The organism is Cedecea neteri, from assembly GCF_000758305.1.
Lineage (GTDB): Bacteria > Pseudomonadota > Gammaproteobacteria > Enterobacterales > Enterobacteriaceae > Cedecea > Cedecea neteri_C.
This window is the reverse complement of record NZ_CP009458.1, coordinates 837,291-860,896: the sequence shown is the minus strand read 5'-3', so window position 1 is coordinate 860,896 and position 23,606 is coordinate 837,291. Positions and strand designations below refer to the sequence as shown.

General features: G+C 55.3%; 22 protein-coding genes. 17 read left to right on the top strand and 5 right to left on the bottom strand.

Going from position 1 to position 23,606, the window contains the following annotated elements; genetic code table 11:
* The first annotated feature begins 112 nt into the window (after positions 1-112).
* The 3 genes from LH23_RS04075 to LH23_RS04065 all read left to right on the top strand — a co-directional run bounded on the left by LH23_RS04075 (position 113) and on the right by LH23_RS04065 (position 3,819).
* Complete coding sequence (locus LH23_RS04075; RefSeq protein WP_039288628.1) at positions 113-1,159, top strand: LacI family DNA-binding transcriptional regulator; 1,047 nt, start codon at positions 113-115, stop codon at positions 1,157-1,159.
* 162 nt (positions 1,160-1,321) lie between these two features.
* The gene (locus LH23_RS04070) at positions 1,322-2,392 is read left to right on the top strand and encodes an SIS domain-containing protein (RefSeq protein ID WP_039288625.1); all 1,071 of its coding nucleotides are present in this window, start codon (positions 1,322-1,324) and stop codon (positions 2,390-2,392) included.
* 56 nt (positions 2,393-2,448) lie between these two features.
* Positions 2,449-3,819, top strand: coding sequence for a PTS transporter subunit EIIC (locus tag LH23_RS04065; RefSeq protein WP_231560169.1), 1,371 nt, complete (start codon positions 2,449-2,451; stop codon positions 3,817-3,819).
* A gap of 2 nt (positions 3,820-3,821) precedes the next feature.
* Here LH23_RS04065 and LH23_RS04060 read toward each other — a convergent pair whose 3' ends face one another.
* The gene (locus LH23_RS04060) at positions 3,822-4,448 is read right to left on the bottom strand and encodes a lysoplasmalogenase (RefSeq protein WP_039288621.1); all 627 of its coding nucleotides are present in this window, start codon (positions 4,446-4,448) and stop codon (positions 3,822-3,824) included.
* Positions 4,449-4,569: 121 nt separating this feature from the next.
* Between LH23_RS04060 and LH23_RS04055 the strand changes: the two genes are divergently transcribed.
* Complete coding sequence (locus tag LH23_RS04055; RefSeq protein ID WP_039288616.1) at positions 4,570-4,941, top strand: DUF2500 domain-containing protein; 372 nt, start codon at positions 4,570-4,572, stop codon at positions 4,939-4,941.
* On the opposite strand, the gene LH23_RS04050 is transcribed toward LH23_RS04055, so the two are convergent.
* Complete coding sequence (locus LH23_RS04050; RefSeq protein WP_156108082.1) at positions 4,929-5,198, bottom strand: DUF1145 family protein; 270 nt, start codon at positions 5,196-5,198, stop codon at positions 4,929-4,931. The genes LH23_RS04055 and LH23_RS04050 overlap by 13 nt on opposite strands.
* 5 nt (positions 5,199-5,203) lie before the next feature.
* Complete coding sequence (gene rsmD / locus LH23_RS04045) at positions 5,204-5,791, bottom strand: 16S rRNA (guanine(966)-N(2))-methyltransferase (RefSeq protein ID WP_039288607.1); 588 nt, start codon at positions 5,789-5,791, stop codon at positions 5,204-5,206.
* 181 nt (positions 5,792-5,972) lie between these two features.
* On the opposite strand from rsmD, the gene ftsY reads away from it, so the two are divergent.
* The 4 genes from ftsY to rpoH all read left to right on the top strand — a co-directional run bounded on the left by ftsY (position 5,973) and on the right by rpoH (position 10,472).
* Positions 5,973-7,643, top strand: coding sequence for a signal recognition particle-docking protein FtsY (gene ftsY / locus LH23_RS04040; protein WP_039288602.1), 1,671 nt, complete (start codon positions 5,973-5,975; stop codon positions 7,641-7,643).
* Positions 7,644-7,645: 2 nt separating this feature from the next.
* On the top strand, positions 7,646-8,314 hold the full coding sequence (gene ftsE / locus LH23_RS04035; RefSeq protein ID WP_039288597.1) for a cell division ATP-binding protein FtsE: 669 nt from the start codon (positions 7,646-7,648) through the stop codon (positions 8,312-8,314).
* The gene (gene ftsX, locus LH23_RS04030) at positions 8,307-9,362 is read left to right on the top strand and encodes a permease-like cell division protein FtsX (RefSeq protein ID WP_008458575.1); all 1,056 of its coding nucleotides are present in this window, start codon (positions 8,307-8,309) and stop codon (positions 9,360-9,362) included. Before ftsE ends, ftsX begins: the two co-directional genes overlap by 8 nt.
* Positions 9,363-9,617: 255 nt before the next feature.
* The gene (gene rpoH, locus LH23_RS04025) at positions 9,618-10,472 is read left to right on the top strand and encodes an RNA polymerase sigma factor RpoH (protein ID WP_039288594.1); all 855 of its coding nucleotides are present in this window, start codon (positions 9,618-9,620) and stop codon (positions 10,470-10,472) included.
* A 36-nt stretch (positions 10,473-10,508) separates the two neighbouring features.
* Here the strand turns inward: rpoH and LH23_RS04020 are convergent, their stop codons facing one another.
* Positions 10,509-11,999 carry a PLP-dependent aminotransferase family protein gene (locus LH23_RS04020; protein ID WP_039288589.1) on the bottom strand — a complete coding sequence of 497 codons (1,491 nt, stop codon included), beginning with the start codon at positions 11,997-11,999 and terminating at the stop codon, positions 10,509-10,511.
* A 118-nt stretch (positions 12,000-12,117) separates the two neighbouring features.
* Between LH23_RS04020 and LH23_RS04015 the strand changes: the two genes are divergently transcribed.
* The 3 genes from LH23_RS04015 to LH23_RS04005 all read left to right on the top strand — a co-directional run bounded on the left by LH23_RS04015 (position 12,118) and on the right by LH23_RS04005 (position 16,128).
* Positions 12,118-13,383, top strand: coding sequence for a 4-aminobutyrate--2-oxoglutarate transaminase (locus LH23_RS04015; protein ID WP_039288585.1), 1,266 nt, complete (start codon positions 12,118-12,120; stop codon positions 13,381-13,383).
* 139 nt (positions 13,384-13,522) lie between these two features.
* A complete protein-coding gene (locus LH23_RS04010; RefSeq protein ID WP_039288582.1) occupies positions 13,523-14,767 on the top strand; it encodes an aromatic amino acid transport family protein in 1,245 nt (414 codons plus the stop codon).
* Positions 14,768-15,024: 257 nt separating this feature from the next.
* Positions 15,025-16,128 (top strand): branched-chain amino acid ABC transporter substrate-binding protein, encoded by a 1,104-nt coding sequence (locus LH23_RS04005; protein ID WP_166878525.1) that lies wholly within the window; start codon positions 15,025-15,027, stop codon positions 16,126-16,128.
* A 144-nt stretch (positions 16,129-16,272) separates the two neighbouring features.
* Here LH23_RS04005 and panM read toward each other — a convergent pair whose 3' ends face one another.
* Positions 16,273-16,653, bottom strand: a complete 381-nt coding sequence (panM, locus tag LH23_RS04000) for an aspartate 1-decarboxylase autocleavage activator PanM (RefSeq protein ID WP_039288576.1) — start codon at positions 16,651-16,653, stop codon at positions 16,273-16,275.
* Positions 16,654-17,051: 398 nt separating this feature from the next.
* Here panM and livK point away from each other — a divergent pair, with 398 nt between their 5' ends.
* From livK to ugpB, 6 genes are all read left to right on the top strand, one after another.
* Positions 17,052-18,161 carry a high-affinity branched-chain amino acid ABC transporter substrate-binding protein LivK gene (gene livK, locus LH23_RS03995; protein ID WP_039288573.1) on the top strand — a complete coding sequence of 370 codons (1,110 nt, stop codon included), beginning with the start codon at positions 17,052-17,054 and terminating at the stop codon, positions 18,159-18,161.
* Between the two features lie 62 nt (positions 18,162-18,223).
* The gene (gene livH / locus LH23_RS03990; RefSeq protein ID WP_008457946.1) at positions 18,224-19,150 is read left to right on the top strand and encodes a high-affinity branched-chain amino acid ABC transporter permease LivH; all 927 of its coding nucleotides are present in this window, start codon (positions 18,224-18,226) and stop codon (positions 19,148-19,150) included.
* Positions 19,147-20,424 (top strand): high-affinity branched-chain amino acid ABC transporter permease LivM, encoded by a 1,278-nt coding sequence (locus tag LH23_RS03985; protein WP_039288570.1) that lies wholly within the window; start codon positions 19,147-19,149, stop codon positions 20,422-20,424. Before livH ends, LH23_RS03985 begins: the two co-directional genes overlap by 4 nt.
* A complete protein-coding gene (gene livG / locus LH23_RS03980) occupies positions 20,421-21,188 on the top strand; it encodes a high-affinity branched-chain amino acid ABC transporter ATP-binding protein LivG (RefSeq protein WP_039288567.1) in 768 nt (255 codons plus the stop codon). The genes LH23_RS03985 and livG overlap by 4 nt, the downstream gene beginning before the upstream one ends.
* Position 21,189: 1 nt before the next feature.
* On the top strand, positions 21,190-21,903 hold the full coding sequence (gene livF, locus LH23_RS03975) for a high-affinity branched-chain amino acid ABC transporter ATP-binding protein LivF (protein WP_085938903.1): 714 nt from the start codon (positions 21,190-21,192) through the stop codon (positions 21,901-21,903).
* A 380-nt stretch (positions 21,904-22,283) separates the two neighbouring features.
* The gene (gene ugpB / locus LH23_RS03965) at positions 22,284-23,600 is read left to right on the top strand and encodes a sn-glycerol-3-phosphate ABC transporter substrate-binding protein UgpB (protein ID WP_039288559.1); all 1,317 of its coding nucleotides are present in this window, start codon (positions 22,284-22,286) and stop codon (positions 23,598-23,600) included.
* The last annotated feature ends 6 nt before the right edge of the window (positions 23,601-23,606 follow it).

Below are 23,606 nucleotides of genomic sequence, written 5' to 3'. Positions count from 1 at the left end.
TTTTTTATCGCCCGATGTTTCTGACTGGCCGGCGGCAGTTTTAAGGATTGGCCTTTGCTTCCCCGCGGTGCTTCCCCTAGTATTATCCGCAGGTCGGGATGAGAATGAATTGATGAAAAAACCACTGACAATCAAGGATATTGCGGAGCTGGCTCAGGTGTCTATCGCCACTGTCTCCCGGGTGCTGAACAAAAACAGCTGGGTGGCGGATAAAACGCGTAGCCGGGTTGAAAAAGTAATTCAGGAGCATAACTTCAGCCCGAATCTGCTGGCGCGTGGGATGATTTCTAAGAAAACCCAGACGCTGGCCATTGTCGTTTCCGATATCAGTAACCCTTACTTTGTGATGCTGGTGGCGCAGATTGAGCACGAAAGTTTGCGGCTGGGCTACAAGGTCACGCTGTACGACACCCAATCGGCGAACAAAGCCTCCCGCGAAGCGCCGGTCGTGCCCGAAGAACATATTTTTAATTCCATTACCGACAGCCAGATAGACGGCGTGATCATTCTCGGCGGCAATATCGACTACAACGATATCGGCGAAACCTACCTCCAGGAGCTGAAAAAGCTGATCGCTAGCGTGCCGGTTGTGGTCGTCGGGCGCCAACTGCCGGGGGTGGAATATGCCTGCGTTGAACGCGATCAGGCGGGCTGCGTGCGCTTAGCCACTCGGCACCTGATTGAAAAAGGTTATCGGCGCATTGGTTTTATCGGCGGATCGAAGAATGTGTATATTACTCGTGAGCGGGAAGCGGTATTCCGTGCCGAACTGGAAGCTGCGAATTTACCGGTAGAAAATAGTTTCGTCGTACTGAATAATTTTTATTTACAGCATGGCTACGAGGCAATTGAAACACTGATTTCAACGAATGAAGGCTTGCCGGATGCGATTGTGGCAATTAACGATCATGTCGCCAAAGGCGCGATCCGGGCACTAAAAGATCACAATCTCTCTGTGCCAGATAATATCGCCATAGTGAGCTGTGAATATTTCCCAGGTAGCGAATACTTTATTCCGCGCATTACCACCGTTGATCACCAGAATGCTTTGATTGGCAAAGAGGTGATGGCAAGGTTAATGGCGATATTGAATGAAAATTCTGCCGGTATTGCGGTGGAAAAAATTCCTCTTACACTACTGAACGGCGAATCCTGTTAGTTTTCAACGGCGGATCTCTTTTCCAGTCATCCGCCCGTTTCTTCCCCTCACGTTATTTTTTGATCCCGTTAACAGTTGCGCGATCTGGCGTTGACAAGCCTTATCGGACTCCTCTAGCCTAAAACCTGAAAACGTTTTCAGGTTTTGATTACAGGAGAGCTGATGAAACCGACAATGATGACCTACATCCATGAAGAGCAGGCGACGTTAAGCGCCATGTTGTCTCGCTATCCGTCCGATCTTCCGGTGCTCGGTGGGCAGAAAGAGTGGCTGGTGCTGGCCACGGGCTCCAGCATTAATGCGATCAAAAGCGCGAAATACTACGTGGAAAAACTGGCGGACATTCGTGTCACCGTCGAAGAGCCGTTCCACTTTCAGCATTACGAAAAATTCAGTGACACCACGGATTTGGTGATAGGCGTTTCCCAGAGCGGGGAAAGTACATCGACCATCAACGCTATCCAGCATATTCGGCAGACTCATTCGGTCAAAACGCTGGGCATCACCAGCAAAATCGGGAGCGAACTTGCCCGAGCCGTGGATCACGTTATCGATATCGAAATTGGTGAAGAACGCGTCGGCTACGTCACCAAAGGGTACGTTGCTACGATCCTGAAATTTATGCTGCTGGGTGTATTTGCCGCTCGCCGCAGCGGGAAGATCAGCGCCGAACAGGAAGCGGCTGAGCTGCATAAGCTGGACGTTGCGGTGAAATCAATTCCGGGCGTAATTGCCGACACCGAAGCTTTCTTCAGCAAATGGCAGGCCGAACTGGCCGCTTCTCCGCGCTTCACTTCGATTGGCTACGGGCCGAGCGTTGGCGTTATCAAAGAGATGGAAACCAAGTTCGCCGAGACAATTCGCGTGCCGTCCCAGGGCGTTGAACTGGAAGCGTTTATGCATGGGCCTTATTTCGAAGTGAACGGCAACCATAGAATGTTCTTTATTGATACGCCGGGCGTGGCTCGCGAACGTTTATTGCTGCTGAAAGCCTATGAGCAGAAATATACCGACTACGTGTACACCATCAAATTAGGTGAGGACAACGATCCGCGCACGCTGGCGGTTAAAGCCGATGTTGATGCGTTTATTGCCCCGCTGATTATGGTTATCCCGTTCCAGATATTGGCGCACCATATTGCCGAGGCAAAGGGTAATAATCTACCGCAGCGGATCTTTACCGATTTTGGTGTATCCGTAAAAAGTAAAACGAAGCCGGGCGATTACGCCTGAAAAACAGTGTTCCCTACACAATAATAACGTCCCTACCTTGCTACTGAGGAATGATTATGGCTACCTTCAGTCAACTTGCCCGACAGATAATTCAGCACGTCGGCGAGGCAGAAAATATAGAGCATCTTACCCACTGCGCAACCCGTTTGCGTTTTACTATTAAAGATAAAAGTAAGATCAATAAAGACGCGCTTTATAAGCTGCCGGAGGTAGTCAAACTGGTTGAAAACCCGGGGCAATTCCAGATTGTGATTGGGCCAAAAGTTGAAAAAGTCTTTCTGGCTATCACTGCGCAGATGGGGGAACCGTCCTCAGAAGCCGAGTCTGCGCCGCAGGGCTCGATGATTAACCGCCTGCTGGCCACGCTTTCCGCTATCTTCACGCCTTACATCGGCGTGCTGGCGGGCGTGGGCGTGGTGAAAGGGATTGTGGTTTTGCTGCAAACAATGAACCTGGTGGATACCCATTCGTATGTGTTCACCGTGTTCAATGCACTTTCCAGCGGCGTTTTCGTCATGCTGCCGCTGTTTATCGCGGTGACGGCTGCGGAGCGCTTTAAGGCCAATAAATTTAGTGCCCTGGCGCTGACGGCGGCGATGATTTTCCCGCTGACGGATGCCAGCGTGCCCGGTGCCTTCCACGTTATGGGCCTGGCGCTGAATGTGAAAATCTACGGCGGGGCGGTGATCCCTGCGGTGTTTGCCGTGCTGTTCCTGAGCCACGTCGAGCGCTGGCTGAAAAAGGTGATCCCGGAGATTGCCGCGCTGGTGTTCGTGCCGTGTTTGTCGTTGATCATCAGCGGCTTTGTGGTGTTTACCGTGATTGGTCCGGTGGCTGACTATGTTGGTGTCGGCATCGCCAACGGCTATGCCTGGCTGTACAACCTCAGCCCGGTGATTTCCGGCGCGCTGCTAGCGGGGATTGGGCAGCTGTTTGTGGTGTTTGGCGTGCACTGGGGCATTATTCCGCTGGCGCTGATTAACATTCAGGTCAACGGCTACGACACCATTATGGCGATGTTTATGTCGGCGGTAATGGGGCAGTTTGGGGCGGTATTTGGTGCCATCTTTATTGCCCGTAACCTGAAAGATAAGCAGATTGCGATTTCCGCTTCTCTCTCCGCCTTCTTCGGCATTACCGAACCGGCGCTGTACGGCGTGAACCTGAAATACCGCATGCTGTTTGTATTTGGCTGCATTGGCGCCGCGCTGGGCGGCGGAATTACCGGCCTCCTGGGCGTGAAAACCTACAGCTTCCTGCCGGTGCTGAACGTATTCGAACTGGGGCTGTTTAGCGGGCCGGAATCGAAGATGATTTACGAGGTGATTGCTATCGCGGTGGCGTTTACGGTGCCTGCGGTGTTGACCATTATCTACGGCAAAACCCGCAGGCTGGAACCTGCCTCCCTGGCGGAAGACAGGCGTTAATCTCAGATATACAGGGCGCGAACAATCATAAAGTGCCCGGCGAAGTAGCAGGCGGCGGCAATGGCGCTGTCGCCTCTGAAGCGGTGACGATAGTGGCTGACCAGCCAGACAATGTTGCCCAACAGCAGCAGGCTGGCCCCCACAAACCCGGAGAAACTTGGGTCCGTCGGGCGGAAGAAGTAAAGCTCGGCGGCCAGCCAGACCATCACCAGCGTCATGCCGATAAACGTCAAAATAGGCACGCGTAGCGCTTCCAGCCGTGTCCAGATAGTCGCGACCAGCAATGCGCCAATAATCAGCAGTGCCAGCGGTAATGGCCAGAAAATGGCTAGACTCATCTGGCTGGCAAAATAGATGGTGTACAGCAGATGTGAAAGGAAGAATGCCCCCACGGCATATAGCAGACGTTGAGTGGGCAATAGCGTGAGCGCATCGCCGACCAGCGTTGCCAGCAGACCCGCCACAATCAGGTAGCCCGTCGCTTCAAACATCGGTGCCTGCCAGGCCAACAGTAGCAGGAGTAGCAGGGTGAGTGGCTTGAAAAGCCAGCGCTGCCAGGTGGAGCCGCGCCAGGATGCATCAATGTAAATCCAGGCCGATAACGCAACAGCAATAAATGACCAAAGCATGGCATATCCTTATTTTAATTGTTGGCGTAACACCGTTCAGTCTAGTGGCTAAGCGGCGCAGATGACAACGGCGCGGCGCCAGGGTTATGCTGAAAAGTGTCTGACAATTAGAGAAAAAGCCATGAGCAAGCCTCCAGTTTTTATTATCGCCATCGTCGTGGTCATCGTAGTCGCCGCCTCTTTTCGCTATTTTCAACAGCGCCGCCAGAATATCGAAAACGATGCCGCGCCGCTCAGCGTAAAAAAAGTGGTGGTGGCAACCAAACGTGAAAAACCCTCCAACGACCGACGTTCGCGCCAGCGGGAAGTGACGCCGCCGGAGGACTCTATCCGCTATGAGGTTTGGTTTGCGCCACAGAGCGGCGGGATGGAAATGAAAATGCGAGTTGAAGCGGCGGAATACCATGCAGTGACGGTGGGAGATAAGGGGACGTTGAGTTACAAGGGGACGCGCTTTGTCAGCTTCGTCCCCGAAGAGACTCACTTGCCCTGACGCAGCTTTTTCTGCCAGACCAGCAGCTCAAACACGCCAAACACAAAGATCTTAACCTGTTCACCGCGGGCAAGCGCCGGGCCGTCTTTCGGCTGGGTGGCTTTCAGCAGGCTGAGCTGCAGGCCGTGCATAATCACCATGAAGATCAGCGCGACGTTAACGAAAATGTTCAGCGGGCGCGGATAAGGGTGAACCAGGTTAAAGATCAGAAAGCCCCAGACGCAAAGCATCAGCAGGCGGCCAAAGTTAATCAGAATCGGCATTATGCGGCTCCTTGAGCTTCACGAATAAACAGGCGATAAGCCACCTGACCGGCGACTTTTTCACGGTGCAGCGCCCAACTGGCAGGCACCGCGGGTAAACCATTTTCCACTTCACTTTCTACGTAGATTAGCGCGTCATCCGCCAGCCAGCCGTTTTTCTCGAGCAGGCTGAGCGTTTCATCCAGCAACCCCTTACGGAACGGCGGGTCGACAAAGACGACGTTGTGCTGTGTGCCGGGCTGCGCGAGCACATTTAACGTATTAGCGTTGAGCACTTTGCCATTGCTGGCTTTTAAGGTCGCGAGGTTCTTTTGCAATTGCTGGGAGACTGCGCGATCCATTTCAATCAGCGTCGCGCTGGCGGCATAGCGAGAGAGCGCCTCCAGCCCGAGCGCACCGCTACCGGCAAAACAGTCGAGGCAATGAGCATCTACCATGGACGGGGCCAGCCAGTTAAAAAGTGTTTCGCGCACGCGGTCTGTCGTCGGGCGCAGGCCGGGGCTGTCCGGAACCGGGAGTTTTCGGCCGCGCCATTGGCCGCCGATGATGCGGATCTGGCCGGAACCAGAGGATTGGGGTTTCTTCATTGCTCTCACTGCGATGCTAAATTTTGCGGTTATTCTAGCGGCGCTCGCCCGGCCAGGAAACCTTAATCCACTGGCGTGATGCCGCGCCGGGAAAGTGATAGACTAACGCACTATTTTTTATGCCCGTGGCAAGCAGAATCGGGTCTGTGCCATGAATAAACAGCGAGGAGTGTAGTCGCAAATGGCGAAAGAGAAAAAACGTGGCTTTTTTTCCTGGCTGGGATTTGGCCAGAAAGAGCAGCAGCCGGACGTCGAAGCAGAACAAAAAGTAATAGAAGAACAACCGGTTACTGAGCAGCCCCTCGCGCAGGATGAACCTCAGCAGTCTGAGGCTGCCGAGCAGGAACAGCAGGATTTAGTTAGTGAGCACTCACTGGAGGAGTCCGAAAAGTTTGCTGAGCAGGTCGTGGAGGTTAACGCCCAGCTCGTAGAAGAAGTGGAAGAAAAAGCGCTGGCTGCCGAGCTGGAAATTATTCCTGAGCCGGAAGCGATCGTTGAGCCAGAGGTCGTGGCTGAACCAGAACCTGTGGCGGTTATCGCGCCTGAACCGGTTGTTGAACCAGAACCTGCGGCGGTTATTGAGCCGGAACCCGCTGTTGAACCTGAGGCCGTTGTCGAGCCTGAGGTGATTGAACCTGCGGCTGTTGTTGCGGAGCCGGAAGTTATCAAGCAGCCGGTTGCTGCCGTGGAGCATGAAACACTGCCGCTGCCGGAAGAGATTGCCGAAAATGTAGAACAGCCTGACGAATGGCAGGCCGAGCAGGACGAAATCGTCAACGAAGAAGTGGCTCAAGCCGAAGCGTTGTTCGCGCACGAAGCTGCCGTTGAAGATGAAGCCGTGGCTGAAGAAGCTGTTGATGAGGAGCCGGAAGAAGAGTCTGTCGAAGAGGCTGCTCCGGTTGCCGTGCTGCAAGAGCAGGAAAAGCCGACTAAAGAAGGCTTCTTCGCTCGCCTGAAGCGTAGCCTGGTCAAAACTAAACAAAATCTTGGTTCCGGATTTATCAGTCTGTTCCGCGGCAAGAAAATCGATGATGATCTGTTTGAAGAGCTGGAAGAGCAGCTGCTGATTGCCGACGTTGGGGTTGAGACAACCCGGAAAATCATCGCCAACCTGACCGAAGGCGCAAGCCGTAAGCAGCTTCGCGATGCGGAAGCGCTGTACGGCTTGCTGAAAGAAGAGATGAGCGAAATCCTCGCCAAAGTGGACGAGCCGCTGAATGTGGAAGGCAAAACGCCGTTTGTTATCCTGATGGTGGGCGTTAACGGCGTGGGTAAAACCACCACTATCGGCAAGCTGGCGCGCCAGTTCGAGCAGCAGGGTAAATCCGTGATGCTGGCGGCGGGTGATACCTTCCGTGCGGCAGCGGTTGAGCAGCTTCAGGTTTGGGGCCAGCGCAACAATATTCCAGTTGTGGCCCAGCACACCGGCGCGGATTCTGCTTCGGTTATCTTCGATGCTATCCAGGCGGCGAAGGCGCGTAACATTGATGTGTTGATTGCCGATACCGCAGGGCGTTTGCAGAATAAATCGCACCTGATGGAAGAATTGAAGAAAATTGTCAGGGTTATGAAAAAGCTGGACGAAGATGCCCCGCATGAGGTTATGCTCACCATCGACGCCAGCACCGGTCAGAATGCCATAAGCCAGGCTAAACTGTTCCACGAAGCGGTGGGGCTGACGGGCATCACCCTGACCAAACTGGATGGTACCGCCAAGGGTGGCGTAATCTTCTCTGTGGCAGACCAGTTCGGCATTCCGATTCGCTACATTGGCGTCGGCGAACAAATTTCTGATTTACGACCGTTTAATGCGGGCGACTTTATAGAGGCACTTTTTGCCCGAGAGGATTAACAATGATTCGCTTTGAACACGTCAGTAAAGCCTATCTCGGTGGGAGACAAGCGTTGCAGGGAGTCACCTTCCATATGCAACCGGGCGAGATGGCCTTTCTGACCGGCCATTCTGGCGCAGGGAAGAGTACTCTGCTCAAGCTTATCTGCGGTATCGAACGGCCCAGCGATGGGAAGATTTTTTTCAGCGGCCATGACATTAGCCGCCTGAAGAGCCGTGAAGTGCCGTTCCTGCGTCGTCAGATTGGGATGATCTTCCAGGATCACCATCTGCTGATGGACAGAACCGTGTACGACAACGTGGCCATCCCGCTGATCATCGCGGGTGCCAGCGGCGAAGACATCCGCCGCCGCGTGTCTGCGGCATTAGATAAGGTCGGCCTGCTGGACAAAGCGAAGAACTTTCCTATCCAACTCTCCGGCGGTGAACAGCAGCGCGTGGGCATCGCTCGCGCCGTGGTAAACAAGCCGGCTGTGCTGCTGGCGGATGAACCGACCGGGAACCTTGATGATGCGCTGTCGGAAGGTATTCTGCGCCTGTTCGAAGAGTTTAACCGCGTGGGCGTGACGGTACTGATGGCGACCCACGACATGGGGCTTATCTCGCGTCGCAATTACCGTATGTTGACCCTCAGCGACGGCCATTTGCATGGAGGCCTGGCAGGTGAATAAACACAGTGCGCTCAACCATATCAAGCGCTTCAGTAACAAGCTGGATAAAATCAACCAACTGAATAAGTTGGGTGACCTTGGCCGTTCGGTGAAAAAACGTGGCAAAGGGCCGCAGTCCAAAAGCAAATCCCTGAAAGGCGGCGTGAATGAGCAGTTCCGCTATGCCTGGGAAGGGGCGCTTCAGGATCTGAAGAGCAAGCCGCTGGCGACCTTCCTGACGGTAATGGTGATTGCCATTTCCCTGACGCTGCCGAGCGTCTGCTACATGGTTTACAAGAACGTGAACCAGGCGGCGACGCAATATTATCCGTCCCCGCAAATCACCGTTTATCTCGATAAGGCACTGGACGATAACGCCGCGCAGCAGGTGGTGGGCGCTATTCAGGCGGAGGAGGGCGTGGATAAAGTTAACTACCTCTCCCGCGAAGAAGCGCTGGGCGAGTTCCGTAACTGGTCGGGGTTTGGTGGCGCGCTGGATATGCTGGAAGAGAACCCGCTGCCCGCCGTGGCCGTGGTGAACCCTAAACTGGATTTCCAGAGCACGGATCACCTGAATACGCTGCGTGACCGCGTGGCGAAGATTCACGGCGTTGATGAAGTGCGTATGGACGACAGCTGGTTTGCTCGTCTGGCGGCGCTGACCGGGCTGGTCGGGCGCGTGGCGGCGATGATCGGGATTCTGATGGTCGCCGCGGTGTTCCTTGTCATAGGTAACTCGGTGCGTCTGAGCATCTTTGCCCGCCGCGACACTATCAACGTGCAGAAGCTTATCGGGGCAACCGACGGCTTTATTCTGCGTCCGTTCCTGTATGGCGGTGCGCTGCTGGGCTTTAGCGGTGCGTTCCTGTCGCTGATCCTGTCGGAGATTCTGGTGATGCGCCTGTCTTCGGCGGTAACGGAAGTGGCGCAGGTGTTCGGGACTAAGTTTGATATCAGCGGGTTGGGCTTTGACGAATGCCTGCTGCTGCTGTTGGTCTCGTCGATGATTGGCTGGCTGGCAGCCTGGCTTGCCACTGTTCAACATTTACGCCGTTTTACGCCGGAGTAAAAAGTTTTTGATATACTCATTCCCTGCTACGATAACGTCGTCCGCAGGGAGTGCGTTTTACACCGTAGGGCCCCCTGCGATGCTGCAATAACCGTCACACTTTGTGTGTAATCTATTCACAGCTTTACATTGAACTTGTGGATAACATCACTGTCTGAGAGTACAGTGAAAGGTACGGTCTGGGCCTGACGTGTTGTCGGTGCGCCTCAGCCACTTGAATGGCAAGCCGTACTTAGTCTCTAAGAGAGGGTTTGAATGACCAAAGAAATGCAAAATTTAGCTTTAGCCCCTGTTGGTAACCTGGAGTCTTATATCCGGGCTGCAAACGCCTGGCCGATGTTAACGGCTGAGGAAGAGAAGGAGCTGGCTGAAAAGCTGCATTACCAGGGCGATCTGGAAGCAGCGAAAAAGCTGATCCTGTCTCACCTGCGCTTTGTTGTTCATGTTGCGCGTAACTATTCCGGCTACGGCCTGCCGCAGGCAGACCTTATCCAGGAAGGCAACATCGGCCTGATGAAAGCAGTACGCCGTTTTAACCCGGAAGTGGGTGTTCGCCTGGTCTCCTTTGCGGTGCACTGGATCAAGGCTGAAATTCATGAATACGTGCTGCGTAACTGGCGTATTGTGAAAGTCGCGACCACCAAAGCACAGCGTAAGCTGTTCTTTAACCTGCGTAAAACCAAGCAGCGTCTGGGCTGGTTTAATCAGGACGAAGTCGAAATGGTGGCCAACGAGCTTGGCGTGTCCAGCAAAGACGTGCTTGAGATGGAGTCACGCATGGCGGCGCAGGATATGACTTTCGACATGTCGAATGACGACGACGCTGACGGCCAGCCGATGGCGCCGGTGCTCTTCCTGCAGGATAAGTCTTCCAACTTTGCCGACGGCATTGAAGACGACAACTGGGAATCTCACGCCGCAGACAAACTGAGCGATGCGATGATGGGCCTGGATGAGCGCAGCCAGCAGATTATTCGCGCCCGCTGGTTAGACGAAGACAACAAAAGTACATTGCAGGAACTTGCCGACCGCTATGGCGTGTCCGCCGAGCGTGTTCGTCAGCTTGAAAAGAATGCGATGAAAAAACTGCGCGCCGCTATCGAAGCTTAACGCCGATACCGTACTGCGCACCGAGAACGCCCCACTTTATGCTGGGGCGTTTTGCTTTTTATGCTCCGGCATACATGCCAGCAGCACGGCAAACGCCGCTTCCATTTCGCTTTCCGGCAGGCTGGCGAACCCCATCAACAATCCCTTCTTGCGCTGTTCGGTCAGGTAATACCGCGATAACGGCCGCACCAGAATATTGCGGGCGTTGGCGCGCTCAGCAATCGCCACATCATCGGCTTCATCCGGCAGGTTTAAAATCAGATGCAGCCCGGCGTTGTCGCTAAAATCTGACAGCGCCTGTGGCCCGCAGTGACGGGAGATCAGGTCGGTCAGGAAGGCGCGACGGCGGCCGTAAAGCAGGCGCATCCGGCGAATATGGGCCGAATAATGCCCGGCGGTAATAAACTCTGCCAGCGCCTGCTGGATAAGGGAATGACCGCCGCGATACAGCTCCGCATGGGCGGTTTTCAGGTCATTGACCAGCGGGCGCGGCAACACGACATAGCCGAGCCTTAACCCTGGATAAAGCGTTTTACTGAACGTGCCGATGTAAACCACCGGCGCGTCGGTGACCAGCCCCTGCAGCGCCGGAATAGGCTGGCCAGAAAAGCGAAATTCGCTGTCGTAGTCATCTTCAATAATCCAGCTGCCGTGCTGGCGGGCGAGTGCCAACAGGCGCTGGCGGCGCTCCAGGCTCATCACCGCCCCCAGCGGGTACTGATGAGACGGCGTGACAAAGATTAAGCGTGGCGCTTCGGTGACTTTCTCTGGCGGGCAAAGGCCGTTCTCATCGACGGTGAGCGGCGTGACTCGCACATCATTCATCGTCAGTACGTGGCGAATGCCCCAGTAAGAAGGTTCTTCGATCCACGCCAGGTCGCCTCTGTCACACAGCATCCGGGTGACCAGATCGATTGCCTGGTGGATCCCTTCGGTGATCAGGATTTGATCAACCTGGCAGTTTACGCCCCGTGAAACACGCAGATAGTCGACCAGCGCATGCTGCAGTTCAGGCGTGCCGCCGTTGCAGCTATAGCTCAGGCGTTCCGGTTTCGGGCGACGGCTAATACGTGCCTGGATCTTGCTGAATAGCGGATGAGGGAAGGCGTTGACGTCCGGTACGCCGGGAATAAAAGCTCCCCACTGGCGCGGGCTGGCGCTCACCTGCGAAAGAAGATGCTGGCCGCGACGGGAAATAGACACCTCGGGTACAGACGCCACGCCACCTTCGCCAAAGCTTCCCGTGGAGGTGAAGCGATCCGGCAGCGTTTTTTCAACAAAAGTCCCGCTGCCCTGGCGGGATGAAACGTACCCCTCGGTCATAAGCTGCTCATAAACTGTTAACACAGTGTTACGAGAGATATTGAGTTCGCTGGCTAAGTCGCGGGAGGCGGGCAAGCGGCTGTGGGGCGGCAATGCACCATCCAGAATGGAGCGGCGTAGCGCGTTATACAGGCGCTTATGCAGCAGAATATCGGTCTCTTCGTGCAGCCTGACAAGAATCAAATCACCCACTAAATCTCGCAATTGGATCCCTCAGATAATCTGAATTGGTACTCGATTATAGGGCCAATACCTGTGTAAATAAACGACATTGTTTCTGATTTGTTGCGACAAAGTGACTGACTTAACAGGAGAGACCAAGGTGAAAAGTGCAGAGCTGAATCAGCGTCGTTTACAGGCCACGCCGCGCGGTGTAGGCGTGATGTGTAGCTACTTTGCAGAGAAGGCGGAGAACGCCACCCTGTGGGATGTGGAAGGCAACGAGGTTATCGACTTCGCTGCTGGGATCGCCGTGCTGAACACCGGCCATCGTCACCCGAAAGTGATTGCCGCTGTAGAAAAACAATTGCAGGCCTTTACCCACACGGCTTACCAGATTGTCCCTTATGAAAGCTACGTTTCGCTGGCCGAGCGCATTAACGAACTGGCGCCGATTGACGGCCCGGCGAAAACCGCGTTCTTCACTACCGGTGCAGAAGCGGTTGAGAATGCGGTGAAAATCGCCCGCGCTTATACCAAACGTCCCGGGCTGATCACCTTTGGCGGCGGCTTCCATGGCCGTACCTTTATGACCATGGCGCTGACCGGCAAAGTGGCACCTTACAAAATCGGTTTTGGCCCATTCCCTGGCTCTGTCTACCACGCGGTTTACCCGAATGCCGCTCACGGCGTGACAACAGACGATGCGCTGAAAAGCCTGGATCGCATCTTTAAAGCCGATATCGCCGCGGACCAGGTTGCGGCCATCGTACTGGAGCCGGTTCAGGGAGAAGGCGGCTTCAACGTGGCGCCACCTGAATTTATGCAGGCGCTGCGTCAGCTGTGTGACACCCACTGCATTCTGCTGATTGCCGATGAAGTGCAGACCGGCTTCGCGCGCACCGGCAAGCTGTTTGCGATGGACTATTACGACGTCAAAGCCGACCTGATGACGATGGCGAAAAGCCTGGCCGGTGGCTTCCCGTTGTCCGGCGTTGTCGGCCGTGCCGAAGTAATGGATGCCCCTGCGCCTGGCGGCCTGGGCGGCACTTATGCGGGCAACCCGCTGGCGGTTGCGGCGGCTCACGCAGTGCTGGATGTGATCAAAGAAGAGCAGCTGTGCAAGCGTGCGACCCAGCTTGGTGAACACCTGAAAGAAGTGCTGAATCAGGCGCGCCAAAGCTGCCCGGCGATTGTGGACGTGCGCGGGCAGGGTTCAATGGTGGCGGTGGAGTTTAACGATCCGCAGACCGGGAAACCTTCGCCAGAATATACCCGTGAAGTTCAGCTGAAAGCTCAGGAGAAAGGGCTGCTGCTGCTGAGCTGCGGTGTCTACGGCAACGTTATCCGCTTCCTTTATCCGCTGACCATTCCTGATGCTCAGTTCACCAAAGCTCTGGCTATTCTGTCCCAGGTGCTTAAGGGCTAATCCCCGTAGTTTGCGGCGGCAGGGAAGCCCGCCATACATAAGGCGGCCGCAGCGTTTTTTCCCAGCGTGAAGTGGTTTATCACCCTGATATCCCCTGTTTTCCGGCGGGCGTTACCGCCGGAGTAATACGGAAAATATTATGTCTGAAAACTCCACCTTCTCTCCCGCCGTTGCGCGCGGGGAGCGGACAGCTGTTCCCGGAAAATCTCTGAGTTTCGTTGAAGGCGTGTCGATGATTGTCGGCACTAACATTGGCGCGGGCGTGCTTTCTATCGCCTATGCCTCAAGTAAAGCGGGCTTCTGGCCGCTGCTTTTCTGGCTGGTGCTGGTGGGCAGCCTGACCACCGTGACGATGCTTTACGTCGCCGAATCCACGCTGCGAACCCGTCAGCATCTGCAGCTCAGCGGGCTGTCGCTGCGCTACGTCGGGCGCTTTGGTGCGCTGATGATGTTCCTTTCCGTCTGCGTAAACAGCGTCGGGGCGTTGACCGCCTATATGACCGGCAGCGGCAAACTGCTGCACTCTTTGTTTGGTATCTCCCCGGCTCTGGGCAGCGTGCTGTTTTTCATCCCGGCGGCGGGCGTGCTGTACATGGGCCTGAAAGCCATCGGGCGTGGGGAAAAGTTCATTAGCGTTGGCATGGTGGTGATGATCGCGGTGCTGGTGATTGCCACTTTGCTGAAAGAGACGACCAGCGTCGGCTACCTGCTGGAAGGTAACTGGCTCTACATGGTGCCGGTGTTCAACGTGGTAGTGTTCTGCTTCTCGGCGCAGTACATCGTGCCGGAGATGGCGCGTGGTTTTGCCGACAAGCCCGAAAAGCTGCCGAAAGCCATCATCGTTGGCATGGTGGTGACCTTCGCGCTGCTGGCCCTGGTGCCGATGTCGGTCATCATGCTTAACGGGCTGGACGATATCTCTGAGGTGGCGACGATTTCCTGGGGGAAAGCGCTGGGAGAGTGGGCATTCTTCTCGGCGAACCTGTTTGCACTGTGCGCCATGCTGACGTCGTACTGGGGGCTGGGCGGAAGTTTCCTGACCAATATCTTTGACCGCTTCCGCCTGGGCAGCGATGAGCCTTCTCTGAAGCGTTTTCTGGTGCTGCTGGTGGTGGCTATCCCGCCGTTTGTGCTGGCCTACAGCGGGCTGGTGTCGTTCGTGAATGCGCTCTATTTTGCCGGCGTGTTCAGCGGGGTGATTTTATCGATTATGCCGATCCTGATGATCAAAGGCGCCCGCCGCAACGGCGATGTCACGCCGGGCTGGACCTGCCCGGCGTTTATGACTCACCCGCTGATCCAGATTTTCATTGTGTTGCTGTATCTCTGTAGTGCCGTTTATGCGGTTGCTTCCGCTCTGGGATATTTGCCGGCAGGTTGGTGATTCCGAGGCTTGCTCCCCCGCGTCTGGAGGCTTTCCGGCGCGGTTATTTTTTTGTCACATTCCCGTTATCTAACCTTCAAATATGTCTTTCCAAATTATCGCAAATGGCGCTATGTTTAGCATAGTGTGCTGCCGTAGCGCCGGCTGCTGCCCTTAAGTTAGCTATCATATGCTTTTCTTATACCTACAAACAGAATAATGCGCTAACAAACAACAACACAACAAATTCAATAACCATAACAATGGGGACTCTCAGGATGAAAATGACGGGTAAAGCCTTACTGGCAGGATGCATTGCACTGGCAATGAGCCACGCGGCGATGGCAAAAGATATTAAGGTCGCGGTAGTAGGGGCAATGTCTGGGCCGGTCGCGCAATACGGCGATCAGGAATTTACCGGTGCTGAGCAGGCGGTGGCTGACATTAACGCCAAAGGCGGGATCAAAGGCGACAAACTGGTTATCACCAAATATGACGATGCCTGTGACCCGAAACAAGCGGTCGCGGTAGCGAACAAAGTGGTGAACGATGGCATCAAGTACGTTATCGGTCACCTGTGCTCTTCTTCCACTCAGCCAGCGTCTGACATCTACGAAGACGAAGGTATTCTGATGATTACCCCGGCGGCTACTGCTCCTGAGCTGACCGCGCGTGGCTATAAGCTGACTCTGCGTACCACCGGTCTGGATTCCGACCAGGGCCCAACCGCGGCGAAATACATCCTGGAACACGTGAAGCCTAAGCGTATTGCGGTCATCCACGACAAGCAGCAGTACGGTGAAGGCCTGGCGCGTTCCGTGCAGGACGGCCTGAAAAAAGGCGGCGCTAATGTGGTGTTCTTCGACGGGATCACCGCCGGTGAGAAAGACTTCTCCACGCTGGTTGCCCGCCTGAAGAAAGAAAACATCGACTTCGTTTACTACGGTGGCTACCACCCGGAAATGGGGCAGATCCTGCGTCAGTCCCGCGCCGCTGGCCTGAAAACTCAGTTCATGGGGCCTGAAGGCGTAGCGAACGTTTCTCTGTCTAACATTGCCGGAGATTCCGCAGAAGGCCTGCTGGTGACCAAACCGAAGAACTACGATCAGGTTCCGGCCAACAAACCGATTGTGGACGCGATCAAAGCTAAGAAACAGGATCCAAGTGGTGCATTCGTCTGGACTACCTACGCAGCCCTGCAGTCTCTGGCAGCTGGCCTGAACCAGAGTGCAGATCCGGCGGCAATCTCGAAATACCTGAAAGGGGCGACCGTGGATACCGTAATGGGGCCGCTGTCGTGGGATGAGAAAGGCGACCTGAAAGGCTTTGAGTTCGGCGTGTTCACCTGGCATGCCAACGGCACAGCCACTGACGCAAAATAAAAGCAAACGGCAACCCTGGGTTGCCGTTTTAGTGTTTACTCCCTCTCCCTCTGGGAGAGGGCCGGGGTGAGGGTTCTCACAACCGACTCTGAAAATTAGTGTTTTCTCCCTCTCCTTTCGGGAGAGGGTCGGGGTGAGGGCTGCTCACTTCCCCCAGCCACCGCTCTGCTCGCGGAACCCGGAAGCCTGCATAAACGCCGTCATCACGGCATGATCCTCAACGCCAACATCTGCCAGCCACCAGTGCGCAACCGCTGGGTTATCCCGCATGACCTCTTCCAGCAAATACTGCCCCACGCCTCTGCGGCGGGTAATTTCACGAACTCGCAGCGAATCCAGCGCTCCGGCATCGCCTGTGAGCGTGACGCGCACCGCACCGAGCAGCCGCTCGTTAAATTTTGCGGCGTAGATCCTTTCATTGTCGCTGAGGGTCAGCGAACCGCTGGAATATTCCGGCCAGATCTTACCGAGGTCAATTTTATCCTGAGCGCTAAACTCAAACAGACGAATGATAGTGAGTTTCATAAGTGACCTAACCAAAAAGCGGGAAAACCTCGAGTGTAACCAATTTATTTGCCTCAGACGCTTTATCTTTTTTATGCCGTTCAGCAGTTGATTACTTTTTAGCGTAAAGGTAAGCCAGCCTTTAACGCGGCAGATTGAATCCTGACCAGGATAAAGCACTAAAATCCAGTGAATTGTTCGGCTCTTTGTACCGCTATTTTATGCTGATTTTGGTGCTTTTTTTTGTTTAACTATGGCGAAATACAGAATATTATCTCTACTTAATCGCCTGAAAAATAGAGAGTTTAGCCTGATAAATTGTAAATTTTACCGCTAACTCCTTAAAGGCACTGATAAAAATGGTCATTGATTATAAAAGGTACTGAGTGCTTTTTAACCAAGTTATGGGGATGGAACGAATGAAGATGAACGCGAAGACATTACTGGCCGGGCTGGTGGCGTTGGCCGTGTCTCACGCGGCAACCGCGGGTGATATTAAAGTGGCTGTTGTCGGGGCAATGTCAGGTCCGGTCGCGCAGTGGGGCGACATGGAATTTAACGGCGCTCGCCAGGCTATCAAAGACATCAACGCCAAAGGCGGGATCAAAGGCGACAAGCTGGTTGGCGTTGAATATGACGATGCCTGCGATCCAAAACAGGCCGTGGCGGTTGCCAACAAAATCGTTAACGACGGCGTGAAATACGTTATCGGCCACCTGTGCTCCTCTTCCACCCAGCCGGCTTCTGATATCTATGAAGATGAAGGCATCCTGATGATCACTCCGGGCGCGACCAACCCTGAGCTGACCCAGCGCGGCTACGGCATGATCATGCGTACCGCGGGCCTCGACTCTTCCCAGGGCCCAACGGCGTCCAAATATATTCTGGAACACGTTAAGCCGCAGCGCATCGCGATCATCCACGACAAGCAGCAGTACGGCGAAGGCCTGGCGCGCTCCGTGCAGGACGGCCTGAAAAAAGGCGGCGCGAACATTGTGTTCTTCGACGGGATCACCGCCGGCGACAAAGATTTCTCCACCCTGGTGGCGCGTCTGCAAAAAGAAAACATCGATTTCGTTTACTACGGCGGCTACTACCCGGAAATGGGGCAGATCCTGCGCCAGGCGCGCGCCGTTGGCCTGAAAACTCAGTTTATGGGGCCGGAAGGCGTGGGTAACGCTTCTCTGTCCAACATCGCTGGCCCTGCGGGCGAAGGGATGCTGGTCACCATGCCTAAGCGCTATGACCAGGATCCGGCCAACAAAGCTATCGTTGATGAACTGAAAGCGGCGAAGAAAGACCCGAGCGGCCCGTATGTGTGGATCACCTACGCGGCTGTTCAGTCTCTGGCCACCGCCATGGACCGCACCGGCAGCAAAGATCCTGCTGCGCTGGTGAAAGATTTAAAAGCACACGGTGCGAACACCGTGATTGGGCCGCTGAACTGGGATGAGAAAGGCGATTTGAAAGGATTTGAATTCGGTGTCTTCCAGTGGCACGCCGATGGTTCGTCCTCAGTGGCGAAGTAAGGCGAAGGCTGCACAGTCATCCCACCCCCGGCCTATGCTGGGGGTTTTTAAAAGGTTAAGTTATGTCCGAGCAGTTTCTCTACTTCCTTCAGCAGATGTTTAACGGCGTCACGCTGGGCAGTACCTATGCGCTGATCGCCATCGGTTATACGATGGTGTACGGCATTATTGGCATGATCAACTTCGCTCACGGCGAAGTGTATATGATCGGCAGCTACGTCTCTTTCATGATCATCGCCGCGCTAATGATGCTCGGAATTGATGTGGGCTGGATGCTGGTAGGCGCAGGCTTTATTGGCGCCATTATCATCGCCAGCGCCTACGGCTGGAGCATTGAGCGCGTCGCCTACAAGCCGGTGCGTAACTCCAAGCGCCTGATTGCCCTGATCTCCGCCATCGGGATGTCCATTTTCCTGCAAAACTACGTCAGCCTGACGGAAGGTTCGCGCGACATCGCACTGCCAAGCCTGTTTAACGGCCAGTGGATTGTGGGGGCGAGCGATAACTTCACCGCCACCATCACCACAATGCAGCTGGTTATCTGGGTTGTGACCTTCCTGGCTATGCTGGCGCTGACGCTGTTCATCCGTTATTCCCGCATGGGCCGCGCCTGCCGTGCCTGTGCTGAAGACCTGAAAATGGCCAGCCTGCTCGGGATTAATACCGACCGCGTTATCTCGCTCACCTTCGTCATCGGTGCCGCAATGGCGGCAGTGGCTGGCGTACTGCTGGGCCAGTTCTACGGCGTAATCAACCCATACATCGGCTTTATGGCCGGGATGAAAGCCTTTACCGCAGCGGTACTTGGCGGCATCGGCAGTATTCCTGGTGCCATGATTGGCGGCCTGATCCTCGGCGTGGCCGAAGCGCTGACTTCAGCCTACCTGAGCACGGAATATAAAGACGTCGTCTCCTTTGCGCTGCTGATTGTGGTGCTGCTGGTGATGCCTACCGGGATCCTGGGTCGTCCGGAGGTTGAGAAAGTATGAAGCCGATGCATATTGTTTTTTCGCTGCTCTCCGCAGCCATGTTCTTCGTTTTAGCATCGGTATTTATGGGCGTTCAGCTTAGCCTGGACGGCACCAAACTGGTGGTGAACAGCGCGCCTTCCGTGCGCTGGGAATGGGTCTTCATTGGCACCGCTGCGGTACTGGTGTTCCAGCTGCTGCGTCCGCTGTTCCAGAAAGGCATGAAGAAAGTATCCGGGCCGAAGTTTGTGCTGCCGGCGCTGGATGGTTCCACGGCTAAGCAGAAGCTGTTCCTGGTGGCGCTGCTGGTTGCCGCCGTGGCGTGGCCGTTCCTGGTGTCACGTGGCACCGTGGACATTGCTACATTAACCATGATTTACATCATCCTCGGTCTGGGGTTGAACGTGGTGGTGGGGCTGTCTGGCCTGCTGGTGCTGGGCTACGGCGGCTTCTACGCTATCGGCGCTTACACTTTTGCGTTGCTGAACCACTATTACGGCCTGGGCTTCTGGACCTGCCTGCCGCTGGCGGGCCTGGTGGCAGCTGCCGCGGGCTTCCTGCTCGGCTTCCCGGTGCTACGCCTGCGTGGTGACTACCTGGCGATCGTGACGCTGGGCTTCGGGGAAATCGTCCGTATCCTGCTGCTGAACAACACCGATATTACCGGTGGTCCGAACGGCATCAGCCAGATCCCAAAACCGACTTTCTTCGGCCTGGAGTTTAGCCGCACCGCCCGCGAAGGCGGCTGGGATACCTTCAGTAACTTCTTTAACGTGGCCTACGACCCGAGCGACAGGATTATTTTCCTGTACCTGGTGGCGTTGCTGCTGGTCGTGCTGTCGCTGTTCGTGATTAACCGCCTGCTGCGTATGCCGCTGGGCCGCGCCTGGGAAGCGCTGCGCGAAGATGAAATCGCCTGCCGCTCTCTGGGCCTGAACCCAACCCGCATCAAGCTGACTGCGTTCACCATCAGCGCCGCCTTTGCGGGCTTTGCCGGGACGTTGTTCGCCGCACGCCAGGGCTTTGTCAGCCCGGAATCCTTCACCTTCGCCGAGTCGGCGTTTGTGCTGGCGATTGTGGTGCTGGGCGGGATGGGCTCGCAGTTCGCGGTGATTCTGGCCGCTATTCTGCTGGTGGTGTCCCGTGAGCTGATGCGTGACCTGAACGAGTACAGCATGCTGGTGCTCGGCGGCCTGATGGTGCTGATGATGATTTGGCGTCCACAAGGGTTACTGCCGATGACGCGTCCGCATCTGAAGCTGAAGAAAGAGCAAGTGAAAGGAGAGCAGGCATGAGTCAGCCATTGTTATCCGTAAGCGGTCTGATGATGCGTTTCGGCGGCCTGCTGGCCGTCAACAATGTCTCCCTCGAGCTGCATCCACAGGAAATTGTTTCGCTTATCGGCCCGAACGGCGCCGGTAAAACCACGGTGTTTAACTGCCTGACCGGCTTTTACAAGCCGACCGGCGGCACCATTTTGCTGCGCGACCAGCATCTGGAAGGCTTACCGGGCCAGCAGATTGCGCGCATGGGCGTGGTGCGTACCTTCCAGCACGTTCGCCTGTTCCGTGAAATGACGGTGATTGAGAACCTGCTGGTGGCGCAACATCAGCAACTGAAAACCGGTATTTTTGCAGGCTTGCTGAAAACCCCTGGTTTCCGTCGTGCGCAGAGCGAAGCGCTGGACAGAGCGGCCACCTGGCTCGAGCGTATCGGGCTGTTGGAGCACGCTAACCGCCAGGCAAGCAACCTGGCCTACGGCGATCAGCGCCGCCTTGAAATTGCTCGCTGCATGGTAACCCAGCCGGAAATCCTGATGCTGGATGAACCTGCCGCTGGCCTTAACCCAAAAGAAACCCATGAGCTGGATGAGTTGATCATGGAGTTGCGTAATCACCACAACACCACGGTGTTGCTGATTGAGCATGACATGAAGCTCGTCATGGGCATTTCTGACCGTATCTACGTGGTGAACCAGGGAACGCCGTTAGCCAACGGCACGCCGGAGCAAATCCGCAACAACCCTGATGTGATCCGCGCCTATCTGGGTGAGGCTTAAGATGGAAAATGTAATGTTGTCGTTTGACAAGGTGAGCGCCCACTACGGCAAAATCCAGGCGCTGCACGACGTCAGTCTGCATATTAAACAGGGCGAAATTGTTACGCTCATCGGCGCTAACGGCGCAGGTAAAACGACGCTGCTTGGTACGCTTTGCGGCGACCCACGAGCGACCAGCGGCCGCATCGTGTTTGATGGCAAAGATATTACAGACTGGCACACGGCACGCATCATGCGTGAGGCCGTGGCGATTGTGCCGGAAGGGCGCCGCGTCTTCTCCCGCATGACGGTGGAAGAGAACCTGGCGATGGGCGGCTTTTTTGCCGAACGTGACCAGTTCCAGTCGCGCATTAAGCGCGTCTACGATCTGTTCCCGCGTCTGCACGAACGCCGCATCCAGCGGGCGGGCACCATGTCCGGCGGCGAGCAGCAGATGCTGGCGATAGGCCGCGCGCTCATGAGCCAGCCGCGTCTGCTACTGTTAGATGAACCGTCGCTGGGTCTGGCGCCGATCATCATCCAGCAAATTTTTGACACCATTGAGCAACTGCGCAGCGAAGGGATGACCATCTTCCTCGTGGAGCAGAACGCCAACCAGGCGCTGAAGCTGGCTGACCGGGGCTACGTGCTGGAAAACGGCCACGTGGTGCTGGAAGATACCGGCGATGCGCTGCTGGCGAACGAAGCGGTGCGCAGCGCTTACTTAGGCGGCTAGTAAAAGCAAGACGGCAACTTCGGTTGCCGTTTTTTTGTTTGCACGCTTTCCCTGACCTATCTCACAGTCACAATATCTATGCTTCTTTTACCCTCTCCCTGGAAGGGAGAGGGAATAAACAATGTTTCCCATAGCTTTTGTTTTCTCCCTTTCCCCTGTGGGATGAGGGCATCAGGCGGCTCCTTCTTTCTTGCTCCTAACCCTCGCTCAAAGGGGAAAAGAAAAATATATCTCCCGTCGACAAAGAAACATTTCATTCACTCTGCTGTAACTATTCTGTCATCCAGTCGTTATTTTTCTGTCATTCGAGCGTGTCATGTTACCTCGCGAGCATAAAACGCGTGATTTCGCGCATCCGGCACAACAAGAGAGATAACCGAATGACATCGTTACGACACACAGCTTTAGCGCTGACGCTTGGTCTGGCATTTGCCTCCCAGGCGATGGCCGTTACCACGATTCCTTTCTGGCATTCAATGGACGGGGAACTGGGTAAAGAAGTGGATTCTCTGGCAAACCGTTTCAATGAAACGCACCCTGATTACAAAATTGTGCCGGTTTATAAAGGCAACTACGATCAAAGCCTGGCGGCGGGTATCGCGGCATACCGTTCCGGTAACGCCCCGGCCATCCTGCAGGTATATGAAGTTGGCACCGCGACCATGATGGCTTCCAAGGCTATCAAACCGGTCTACGAAGTCTTTAAAGACGCAGGTATCAAGTTCGACGAATCTCAGTTCGTCCCGACCGTGGCCGGGTACTACACCGACTCTAAAACGGGCCACCTGCTGTCCCAGCCTTTCAACAGCTCTACCCCGGTGCTGTACTACAACAAAGACGCTTTCAAGAAAGCCGGTCTGAACCCGGATCAGCCGCCTAAAACCTGGCAGGACGTGGCGGCATACAGCGCCAAACTGCGTGCAGCGGGCATGAAGTGTGGTTACGCCAGCGGCTGGCAGGGTTGGATCCAGCTGGAGAACTTCAGCGCCTGGCACGGTCTGCCGTTTGCTACCAAAAACAACGGTTTTGACGGCACTGATGCTGTACTGGAGTTCAACAAACCTGAGCAGGTGAAACACATCGCCCTGCTGGAAGAGATGAACAAGAAGGGTGATTTCACCTACTTCGGCCGTAAAGACGAGTCCACCGAGAAGTTCTACAACGGTGACTGCGCGATCACTACCGCGTCTTCCGGCTCCCTGGCTGACATCCGTCAGTACGCGAAATTCAACTACGGCGTAGGCATGATGCCTTACGACGCAGACGTGAAAGGCGCACCACAGAACGCCATCATCGGCGGTGCAAGCCTGTGGGTTATGCAGGGCAAAGACAAGCCAACTTACACCGGCGTGGCCGAATTTATGCAATTCCTGGCTAAGCCAGAAATCGCCGCTGAATGGCACCAGAAAACTGGCTACCTGCCAATCACCACCGCCGCTTACGAGCTGACTCGTAAAGACGGCTTCTACGACAAGAACCCGGGTGCGGATACTGCGACTCGCCAGATGCTGAACAAGCCACCGTTGCCGTTCACCAAAGGCCTGCGTCTGGGCAACATGCCGCAGATCCGTACCGTGGTTGACGAAGAGCTGGAGTCCGTCTGGACCGGTAAGAAAACGCCACAGCAGGCGCTGGACGCTTCTGTTGAGCGTGGTAACCAGCTGCTGCGCCGCTTCGAGCAGTCTACCAAGTCTTAAGTTCTA